The sequence below is a fragment of the Actinophytocola xanthii genome (assembly GCF_001921205.1).
GTDB lineage: Bacteria > Actinomycetota > Actinomycetes > Mycobacteriales > Pseudonocardiaceae > Actinophytocola > Actinophytocola xanthii.
The window spans coordinates 108374-118832 of the sequence record NZ_MSIE01000043.1; the positions used below are offsets into that span (position 1 = coordinate 108374).

General features: G+C 70.5%; 8 protein-coding genes. All 8 read left to right on the forward strand.

The window, feature by feature from the left end:
• Window positions 1-24 precede the first annotated feature (24 nt).
• The 8 genes from nuoL (at window position 25) to BU204_RS22950 (ending at window position 10398) form a co-directional block, all read left to right on the forward strand.
• Window positions 25-1935: an NADH-quinone oxidoreductase subunit L gene (gene nuoL / locus BU204_RS22910; RefSeq protein WP_075127803.1), complete on the forward strand. Its 1911-nt coding sequence runs from the start codon at window positions 25-27 to the stop codon at window positions 1933-1935.
• Window positions 1932-3506, forward strand: coding sequence for an NADH-quinone oxidoreductase subunit M (locus BU204_RS22915; protein WP_075127780.1), 1575 nt, complete (start codon window positions 1932-1934; stop codon window positions 3504-3506). Before nuoL ends, BU204_RS22915 begins: the two co-directional genes overlap by 4 nt.
• Entirely contained in the window at window positions 3493-5115 is a 1623-nt protein-coding gene (gene nuoN / locus BU204_RS22920) for an NADH-quinone oxidoreductase subunit NuoN (protein ID WP_083661537.1), read from the forward strand. Before BU204_RS22915 ends, nuoN begins: the two co-directional genes overlap by 14 nt.
• Window positions 5116-5233: 118 nt before the next feature.
• Window positions 5234-6262, forward strand: a complete 1029-nt coding sequence (locus tag BU204_RS22925; RefSeq protein WP_075127781.1) for a polyprenyl synthetase family protein — start codon at window positions 5234-5236, stop codon at window positions 6260-6262.
• An 89-nt stretch (window positions 6263-6351) separates the two neighbouring features.
• Window positions 6352-7872 (forward strand): sunset domain-containing protein, encoded by a 1521-nt coding sequence (locus tag BU204_RS40835; RefSeq protein ID WP_075127782.1) that lies wholly within the window; start codon window positions 6352-6354, stop codon window positions 7870-7872.
• 85 nt (window positions 7873-7957) lie between these two features.
• The gene (locus BU204_RS41985) at window positions 7958-9133 is read left to right on the forward strand and encodes a sunset domain-containing protein (RefSeq protein ID WP_075127783.1); all 1176 of its coding nucleotides are present in this window, start codon (window positions 7958-7960) and stop codon (window positions 9131-9133) included.
• Between the two features lie 391 nt (window positions 9134-9524).
• Window positions 9525-9995, forward strand: coding sequence for a GbsR/MarR family transcriptional regulator (locus BU204_RS22945; RefSeq protein ID WP_075127784.1), 471 nt, complete (start codon window positions 9525-9527; stop codon window positions 9993-9995).
• A gap of 4 nt (window positions 9996-9999) precedes the next feature.
• Complete coding sequence (locus tag BU204_RS22950; RefSeq protein WP_075127785.1) at window positions 10000-10398, forward strand: hypothetical protein; 399 nt, start codon at window positions 10000-10002, stop codon at window positions 10396-10398.
• The last annotated feature ends 61 nt before the right edge of the window (window positions 10399-10459 follow it).

Sequence of the window (10459 nt, forward strand, 5' to 3'; positions counted from 1 at the left end):
GCCGAGGTAACCGAAGCGTCGGGGCTGGCGGGATCGGCGTGGCTGCTGATCCTGTTCCCGCTCGTCGGCGCGGCAGTGCTGCTGCTGGGCGGCAGGGCCACCAACGCCTGGGGCCACCTGCTCGGCTGCCTGACCGTGCTCGCGTCGTTCGTCTACGGCGCGATGCTGTTCTTCTCCAGTACCGGGCTGGAGGAGGGCGAGCGCGTGCAGAACGTCTCGCTCTTCGACTGGATCCCGGTGGAACAGCTCCAGGTCGAGTTCGGGCTGCGGATCGACCCGCTCTCGATCAGCTTCGTGCTGCTGATCACCGGGGTCGGCTCGCTGATCCACATCTACTCGATCGGCTACATGGCCGAGGACCCGGACCGCCGGCGCTTCTTCGGGTACTTCAACCTGTTCGTCGCCGCGATGCTGATCCTGGTGCTCGGCAACGGGTTCGTGACCCTCTACCTCGGCTGGGAGGGCGTCGGCCTGGCGTCGTACCTGCTCATCGGCTGGTACACGAACCGCCCGTCGGCGGCGACCGCGGCCAAGAAGGCCTTCCTGATGAACCGGGTCGGCGACGTCGGCCTGGCCATCGCGATCTTCATCATGTTCGCCGAGCTCGGCACTACCCAGTACACGGAGGTCTTCGCCGGCCTCGACCAGCTCTCGCCGGCCACGATCACCGCGCTGACGCTGCTGCTCCTGCTCGGCGCCTGCGGCAAGTCCGGCCAGTTCCCGCTCCAGGCCTGGTTGCCCGACGCCATGGAGGGCCCGACCCCGGTCTCGGCCCTGATCCACGCCGCGACCATGGTCACCGCCGGCGTGTACCTGGTGGCCCGGGCCAACCCGATCTACCTGCAGAGCGAGGACGGCCGGCTGGTCGTCGTGATCATCGGCGCGCTGACGCTGCTGATCGGGTGCGTCATCGGCTGCGCCTACGACGACATCAAGAAGGTCCTCGCGTACTCGACGGTCAGCCAGATCGGCTACATGATGCTGGCCGTCGGCCTCGGGCCGTTCGGGTTCGCGCTGGGCATCATGCACCTGCTCACCCATGGCTTCTTCAAGGCCGGGCTCTTCCTCGGCGCCGGGTCGGTCATGCACGCTATGAACGACGAAGTCGACATGCGCAAGTACGGCGGCCTGGCCCGGATCATGCCCTGGACCTTCGGCACCTTCGCGCTCGGCTACCTCGCGCTGATCGGCATCCCGCCGTTCTCCGGCTTCTTCTCCAAGGACGCGATCATCGAGGCCGCGTTCGGCGAGGAGGGCTGGCGGGGCTGGGTCTTCGGTGGCGCCGCGCTGCTGGGCGCCGGGCTCACCGCCTTCTACATGACCCGGCTGATGCTGATGACCTTCTTCGGCAAGCAGCGCTGGAAGGAGCTGAAGTCCGAGGACGGCCGCGACTTCCACCCGCACGAGTCGCCCGCGGTCATGTGGGTGCCGATGGTGATCCTCGCGATCGGCTCGGTCGGCGCCGGCTGGTTCTTCGCCAGCGGCGACACGCTCGCCGAGTGGCTCTCCCCGACCCTGGGTGCGCTGGAGGAGGCGGAGCACACGGTCATCCCGCACGCGCTCGTGCCGTGGCTGACCGTCGGCCTGTCGCTGCTCGGAGTGCTGCTGGCCTGGGCGGTCGTCGGCCGACGCGACGTGCCGGTGGTCAAGCCCGACCCGGTGTCCTTCCCGGTTCGGGCGGCCCGGCGCGACCTGTACGGCAACGCGCTCAACGAGGCCCTGGTCGCCCGGCCGGGTACCTGGCTCACCCGCGCACTGGTCTATGTGGACAACAAGGGAGTTGACGGGCTGGTGAACGGCATCGCCGCCATGCTCGGCGGCAGTTCCGGACGATTGCGCCGGATGCAGACCGGGTTCGTCCGCTCCTACGCGGCCTCGATCCTCGGCGGCTCGATCCTCGTCCTGGTGGCATTCCTGGCGGTGAGGTACGTATGACCTCCTCTTCCGGCGCGGCGCTGCTGGTCGCGCTCCTGCTGATCCCGCTGGTCGGCGCGATCGCCGTGGTGTTCCTGCGGAAGAACGACACGCTCGCCAAGCAGGCGGCGCTCGCCTTCTCGCTGGTCGAGTTCGGCGTCGCGGTGGCCTCCTGGATCGCGTACGACCCGGCCGGCGCGCGGCTGCAGCAGCACTTCTCGCTCGACTGGATCCCGGCCTTCGGCGTGCACCTGTCCTTCGGCGTGGACGGCATCGCGCTGGTCATGGTGGCGGTCATCGCGTTGCTGGTGCCGCTGGTGATCGGCGCGGGCTGGACGGAGAAGCTCCCGGCCGAGCGCACGGCCGGCGGGTTCCTGTCGCTGATCCTGCTGCAGCAGGCGATCACGATCGCGGTGTTCGCCGCCACCGACGTGTTCGTGTTCTACGTCCTGTTCGAGATCATGCTGATCCCGATGTACTTCCTGATCGGCTCCTACGGCGGGGCCAGGCGGCAGTACGCGGCGGTGAAGTTCTTCCTGTACTCGTTCCTCGGCGGCCTGATCATGCTCGCCTCGGCGATCGGGGCCTACTCGATGGCCTCCGACGAGCTCGGCGAGGGCACCTTCGACTGGGCGACGCTGGTGCGGGTGGTCTCGGACGCGCCGCTGAGCAACCAGATCTGGATCTTCCTGGGCTTCTTCCTCGCGTTCGCGGTGAAGGCGCCGCTGGTGCCCCTGCACACGTGGCTGCCGGACGCGGCGGCCGAGGCGCCGATCGGCGTCGCGGTGCTGCTGGTCGGCATCCTGGACAAGGTCGGCACGTTCGGCTTCCTGCGCTACCTGCTGCCGATGACGCCGGACGCCAGCACGACGCTGGCGCCGCTCGTGCTGGTCATGGGTGTCGCCGGGGTGCTGTACGGCGCGCTGCTGGCGACCGGGCAGCGGGACATGAAGCGGTTCATCGCCTACGTCTCGATCGCGCACTTCGGCTTCATCGCGCTGGGCATCTTCGCGTTCACGACGCAGTCCGAGGTCGGCGCGGTGTCCTACATGCTCAACCACTCGATCTCCACCGGCATGCTGATCCTCGTGATCGGCATGGTCATCGCCCGCGGTGGCTCCACGCTGATCGCCGACTACGGCGGCCTGGCCAAGATCACCCCGGCGCTGGCTGGCGTGTTCCTGGTCGCGGGGCTTGCCTCGCTGTCGCTGCCCGGCACGAACTCGTTCATCTCCGAGTTCCTGGTGCTGGTCGGGGCGTACGGGCCGGAGCCGGTGTACACGATCCTCGCGACCGTCGGCATGATCCTCGCCGCGCTCTACGTGCTCTGGCTTTACCAGCGGGTGTTCCACGGTCCGGTCCGCGGCAGCGCGCTGGTGAACGTGACCGGCGGCCCGGGTACCGCTGTGGCCCCGGAGGTCGGGGCGCGCCGGGCGATCCTGGACCTGAGCGGCCGGGAGAAGCTGGTGCTGGCCCCGCTGCTCGTGCTCGTCGTCGGCATCGGGTTCTACCCGGCGCCGGTGCTCGACGTGATCACGCCGTCGGTCGAGGCCACCCTCGACGCGGTGGGTGTTTCGGATGGAGGCAACTGAGTTGTCCGCACTGGTTTTCCTCGCCCAGGACCCACCGGGGAAGGAGACGCTCGCGCCGATCAACTACCCGGCGATCCTGCCGATGTTGATCATCCTCGGAGCGGCCTGCGTCGGGGTCCTGCTCGAGGCCTTCCTGCCGAGGCACCAGCGGTGGTCCGCCCAGGTGTTCCTCACGCTGCTGGCGTTGGTCGGCGCCGGGCTCGCGATGGCGGTCTACATGACCGACGCGCCGGTCGGCGGAGAGCTGACCCTGTCGAGCTCGATCGCGGTCGACCGGCCGGCGCTGTTCCTCTGGGGCACGCTGCTCGCGCTCGGGCTGGGCTCGGTGCTGATGATCGCGGACCGGTCGGTGGAGCCGGGGGGCGCGTTCGTCGCCCAGGCGGCGATCCGGCCGGGCACGGTGCAGGACCGCGAGCAGCGGCTCGGCGCCCAGCCGCACCGGCGCGACGCGGCGAAGTACCAGATGCAGACCGAGGTCTTCCCGCTCACGCTGTTCGCGCTCGGCGGGATGATGGTGTTCTGCGCGGCCAACGACCTGCTGACGATGTTCGTGGCACTCGAGGTGCTGAGCCTGCCGCTGTACCTGATGTGCGGCCTCGCCCGGCGGCGCCGGCTGCTCTCCCAGGAGTCGGCCGTCAAGTACTTCCTGCTCGGCGCGTTCTCCTCGGCGTTCTTCCTCTACGGGCTGGCGCTGCTCTACGGCTACTCCGGCTCGGTTCGCCTGGCCGACATCGCCGACGCCGCGGCCGGCTCCGATCGCTCCGACACGCTGCTGTTCGGCGGCATGGCGCTGCTGATCGTGGGCCTGCTGTTCAAGGGCTCGGTCGGGCCGTTCCACACCTGGACGCCGGACGTGTACCAGGGCTCGCCGACGCCGATCACGGCCTTCATGGCGGCCTGTACGAAGGTGGCGGCGTTCGGCGCGATCCTGCGGGTGCTCACGGTCGGTCTCGAGTCGACGCAGTGGGAGTGGCGTGGCGTGCTGTGGGGCGTGGCGATCGTGTCGATGGTCATCGGCGCGGTGCTCGGCCTCACCCAGACCGACATCAAGCGGATGATCGCGTACTCCTCCATCGCGCATGCCGGCTTCCTGCTGATCGGCGCGATCGTGCTGTCGCCTGAGGGCGTCTCCTCGACGCTGTTCTACCTGCTCACCTATGGCTTCACCACGCTCGCCGCGTTCGGGGTGATCTCGCTCGTGCGGGACGCGGACGGCGAGGCGACCCACCTCAGCCAGTGGGCGGGCCTCGCCAAACGGGCCCCGCTGGTCGCGGCGGTGTTCGCCTTCCTGCTGTTCGCGATGGCCGGCATCCCGCTGACAAGCGGGTTCATCGGCAAGTTCGTGGTCTTCTCGGCAGCGCTGTCCGACGGCATGGCACCGCTGGTGGTGGTCGCCCTGGTGGCCTCGGCGGTCACGGCGTTCTTCTACCTGAGGGTGATCGTGCTCATGTACTTCAGCGAGCCGGCGCCGGACGGGCCCTCGGTGGTCGTGCCGGGTGCGTTCACCACGGCGGCGATCACGCTGGGGGTGGTCGTCACCCTGCTGCTCGGGCTGGTTCCGGCCTTCGCCCTCGACTGGGCGAACGCCGGCACCTTCGCCCTCCGGTAGAACTCGGTCGAACAGGCGGCCCCGGGTGAGCATCGCCACCCGGGGCCGCCTTCGTGCCGTCGGTCGGTGGTCCGGAGATTAGGCTGTGGCCAGGGAATTCGAATGGAGCGATGCCGACGTGACAGCCGACCATGCCGTGCCGCGGCTACCTGCCTCGCTCGGTCTCGACCGCGCGGACCCGGAGCTGGTTGAGACGATCTCCACGGGTCTGGTGAAGGTCGAGGACCTGCTGCACGCGGTGGTGCGCAGCGACATCGAGTTCGTCAACGAGGCCGCCACCCACCTGGTCAGGGCGGGTGGCAAACGTTTCCGCCCGTTGTTCACGCTGCTTGCCGCCTCGGTCGGCGGGAAGATCAACGACCACGTGGTCGCCGCGGCCGCTGCGGTCGAGCTGGTGCACCTGGCCACGCTCTATCACGACGACGTGATGGACGAGGCGACCATGCGCCGCGGCTCGGCGAGCGTCAACGCCCGCTGGGACAACACGATCGCCATCCTCACCGGCGACTTCCTGTTCGCGCACGCCTCGGCGCTCGTCGCCGACCTGGGCAGCGACGCCGCGCGGATCATCGCGGAGACGATGGGGGAGCTGGTCACCGGGCAGATGCGGGAGACCGTCGGGCCGGTGGAGGGGGACGACCCGATCACCCACTACCTCGGGGTCGTCGCCCAGAAGACCGGGTCGCTGATCGCCACGGCGGGCCGCTACGGCGGGATGTTCTCAGGGGCTCCGGCCGAGCACACCGAGGCCTTGTACAGGTACGGCGACCTGATCGGTACCGCGTTCCAGATCTCCGACGACATCATCGACATCGCGTCGCCGGCCGACGAGTCGGGCAAGACGCCGGGTACCGACCTGCGTGAGGGCGTGCGGACGCTGCCGATGCTCTACGCGCTGTCCTCGCTGCACGGACCGGGGGAGCCGGATCCGCGGCTGCGGGAGCTGCTCGCCGGCCCGCTCCCCGACGACGAGGCGGTGGAGGAGGCGCTGACCCTGCTGCGCAAGTCCCCCGGCCTGGAGCACGCGGTGCGGACGCTCACCGAGTACGCCGACCGCGCACGTGCCGAGCTGGTCAGCCTGCCAGAGGGCCCGGCGCGCGACGCGCTGGACATGCTGGCACGCTACGTGGTAGCGCGAACGCGGTGAGCGACATCACCCTGGTCGAGAACGGGTCGGGTCGCTCCCAGTAGCCTGAGCACCCCGTCGGCAAGCGCGGGGCGCGGAGGGAGATGCCCATGTCGATCTTTGGGCAGGTCTGGTTGTGGAGCTCGCTCGCCTTCCTGCTCGGAGCGTTGCTCTGCTGGGGTCTTGTCGCGCTGCCGGCGCGGCGCCGGGTGGCGGAGCTGGAGTCCGAGCTGGCGGCGCGGTCGCGGCGGCAGGCGCCGCAGCCCCCCGAGCTGCCTCGTCGTCCCCAGGAGGAGCGCGAGGAGTTCGACCCGCGCCGCCTGGTGACCGGTGGTGGCCGCGAGCCCGAGGAGCGCCCCGAGCGGCACGAGGTCCAGAACGAGCCGCTGACCAGGGCGTACGCGATGCCCGGGGTGGCCGGCGCCGGGGCACTGGGGGAGACCGAGACCGAGCTGTCGGTCGGCCCGGGGGCGGCGGCGACCCAGTACCTGAACACGGCCGGCTCGTCCTCGCTGCAGGCGCCCCCCGCCGACGACGAGGAGAACCGCGGCTGGTTCGACGACGACGAGCGTGCCGAGGACCAGCCAGGCGCGACGACCGTGTTCCCCAGGGTGCCGGCCGAGGACCCGGCGCCGGTCGAGGCTCCCGAGGGTGCGCACACGCTGCGCGAGGTCCCCTCGGTCCCCGACGACGGCGGCACCGTGTTCACCCAGCGCACGCACCCCATCCCCGGCGAGCTGATCCGCCAGCTGGACGAGTCCTCCTCGTCCGAGCCCTCCGCCGAGGACCGGCCGCCCTCCTCGCCCTCGACGCCCTCGTCGTCCGACCTGTCCGACTCGCCCGCCGCACCCGAGGAGTCCCCCGAGCCCGCTCCGGCTCCCGCGCATGCTCTCGTCGAGGAGGAAACCCCCGCAACCGGCGAGTCGAAGCACCGCTTACGGGAGGACTCGCCGGTAACCTCCACTGTGACGCCGCCGGCCGAGCCGGCTGAGGCGGCCGAGGGCGCGCACGACCGCAGCGAGGCCGTGCCCGCACACACCGCCGGAGAGCAGAGCACGGCGGTGTCCGCGAGCCGGCGGCGAGGAATCGCCGGCGACGACGACCAGAGCAGTACGGGTGCGGAGGAGCCCAAGCACATGTCGGGGGTCAACGTCCAGGCCGAGCCGGCCAGAAACAAGTTACCGAAGCGGGTTCCGTCGAAGCCGCCGAGCAGGACACCGTTCGGCGTCCAGACGACGTCACCGGCGACGCAGCCGCCGTCCACCACCTCCGCCGCCGAGCGGCCGGAGGACGCCCCGCGCTCGTTGTTCGAACCGATCATCCCCGCGGGCGACGCACCGTCGACGCCCCCGCCGCCGAACCGAAAGCGCTCGGAGGGCGAACGGTCCGGCAGCGAACGGTCCGGCAGCGAGCGCTCGAGCAACGGTTCGCTCCGCGGCCCGTTCGGCCCCGGGTCGGCGATGCCGTTACCCGGCGGCGGTGCGCCGTCACCCGAGTTCACGGTCAAGGCGAGCGCCAGCGCGATGCGGTACTGCACGCCCGAGTCGGACGGTTTCGAGCGGACGGTGGCGGAGGTGTGGTTCCGCTCCGCGGCCGACGCGGAGCGGGTGGGCTTCCGCCCGCTGGGCTGAGTGTGACGCCGGGAACAGGGGCCTGTGGTGCTTGCCCTATTGTTTCCGCCAATCGGGTGATCACAAGGCGCGAGGAGGCAGTGGCGTGAAGTGGTTCAAGCGACTGTTCGGCAAACTGACGTCGCCCGGCGACCAGGAGGGTGGGGCCGAGACCCCGGCTTCGGTCGTGGAGAAGGCAACCGACCAGCAGCCGGCCGGCGCCACCAAGAAGAAGCCGGCCAAGGCCACGGCCACCAAGGAACCCACCACCGACCCAGCCGCCGCCGCGTCCTCGGCCACCGAGCCCTCGGCCAAGGCGTCCACCGCTGACAAGCCGTCCGCTGCCGCGCCGGCGAAGTCGGGCACGGCTCCCGCCTCGGCCCCCACCGACTCCGCTGACCAGTCGGCCGCCGCTGCCTCGACCAAGGCGGGCACGGGTGCCGGTGTCTCCGATCCCGACTCGGCCGCCGCTGCCTCGGCGAAGTCGGGCACCGGTGCCTCCGCCACCGCCACGCCGTCAACCTCAGCCGAGCCGGTCGCCGCCGCCGAGTCGGCTGCCGCCGGTGGCTCGGCGGAGACGGCCGCACCGTCTCCCACCACGTCCTCCGCCTCGACGGAACCGGGCGCCGCCGACGAGTCCTCCGCCGCCGCGCTGGCCGCCGCCGAGTCTCCCGCCGCTGCCTCGAAGCCCGCCGCCGCGACCTCCTCAGCTGAGCCCGCTGCTGCCGAACCCACGCCTGCCGCCACCACGGGAGCGGACACCGCGGCCAAGCCGGCCTCCACCCGCAAGCCCGCCGCCAAGAAGGCGACCAAGCCAGCCGCCGACAAGCCGGCCACCACCAGAAAGCCGGCCACTCGGAAGGCCGCTCCCCAGCCTTCCGTCGCCGAGAAGGCCGCCGCCGAGAACACCAACGTCGCCGAGCCCCCGGCCCCGGTCACCCCCGCCACCACCGCCGTCGAGAAGCCGGCCACCAAGGCGACCACCACCCGCAAGCCCGCCGCCCGCAAGAAGCCCGAAGCGACACCCCCCGTGACCCCGGCCACCACCGCCCAGGAGGCGCCCGCCGCCGAGCTGGCCCCCTTCGGCCCCGGCTCCGCCAAGCCCCTGCCCGACGGCGCTGCCCCCGGCGAGGAGTACACGGTGAAGGGCAAGCGCTCCTCGAAGCTCTTCCACACCGCCGAATCGCCCTACTTCGGCCGCACCAAGGCCGACGTCTGGTTCCGCACCCCCGCCGACGCCGAAAGCGCCGGTTTCGTGGCCTGGAACCAGAAGAAGAAGTAGGCAGCTGACCGACTTCACCGCGGCCGAGGATCGCTGGCGTGCCCGCCAGGGCACGCTACGACAGGTCGTCCGCCAGGAGCTGGTGTCCCGGCAGCTGGCACCCCACCTGCCGGCACCACCGTCACGCGTCCTCGACGTCGGCTGCGGCCAGGGAACCCAGCTGCTCCGCCTGGCCCGCCTCGGACATCACACCCGACCTCTCCCAGCCCCTACTCGACGAGCTGTACCGGGCAGCACGGGCCGAGCCTGCCGAGGTCCACCCGCGTCGGCGTGCGAGCACGCGCTGAGCGAACCCACGGCCTGGCCGCCGCCCTGACCCACGTCGTCGCGAGCTCCACCCAGCGCGCGTGGACTGCTTGCCAAACCTAGATACTGCTACTAACTTCTAGAAATGGCTAGTAGTTCACGACAGTCACTCCCACCCACCCATACCGAGCTCGTCGACTTCGCGGACCAGTTCGCGGCCGTCGCCCAGGCGCTCGGCCTACCCCCGATGCCGGCTCGCGTGCTCGGTTGGCTCCTGGTCTGTGACCCCCCAGCCGCATCGAGCCAGGAGTTGGAGGACGCACTGGGGGTCAGCCGGGCGTCGGTCAGTGCGGCGACGCGTCTACTCGAAGCGACCCGCCTCGTGAACCGGCGGACGCGGTCTGGTCAGCGGGTTCACCGGTTCGAAATCGATGCCGACGCCTTCATCCGGCTGGCTGATGCCGAGCGGTACCGGGCGTTCCGCAAGGCGTTGGAGGGCGGGATGCGACTGCGACCGAACGACCGGCGGCTCGAAGAGCTGCACGACTTCTACACCTACATGGAGCGTGAGGTCGCCGTCGTCATCGAGCGGTACCGGACGGAAAAGGCCGGTTGAGTCGATGGAGCTGGAGATCACGCAGGTCCTGGCCAGGTTCTGGGGACTGGTTCTCGTCGTCAGCTGTGGAGCGGCCCTGGTGAACGCGCGTGCGCGCAGGACGTTGCTCGATGCCAAGGAGACCGAGGCCTTCACCCTGGCCGTCGGCTGGCTCGCGCTGGTCATCGGAGCCGCTCATGTCGCGCTCTACAACGAATGGACCCTGGGGCATGCGGGCGTGATCACGTTCCTCGGGTGGATCACCTTGTTGCGAGCCGCGTTCCGCCTGGTGTTCCCGGCGGCGGCGACCCGCGCCACCAGACAGGGACGCAAACGCATGGCGGCGGTCCATGCCTATACCGCGCTCGCCCTGCTGCTCGGGATCTACCTGCTGCTCGTCGGCCTCGGCGTCGACCTGCCGTGACGGGAACCTGTCTTCGTCAGACGGTCCAGGTGTCGTTGCCGGTGAGGAGTTGTTGGAGGTT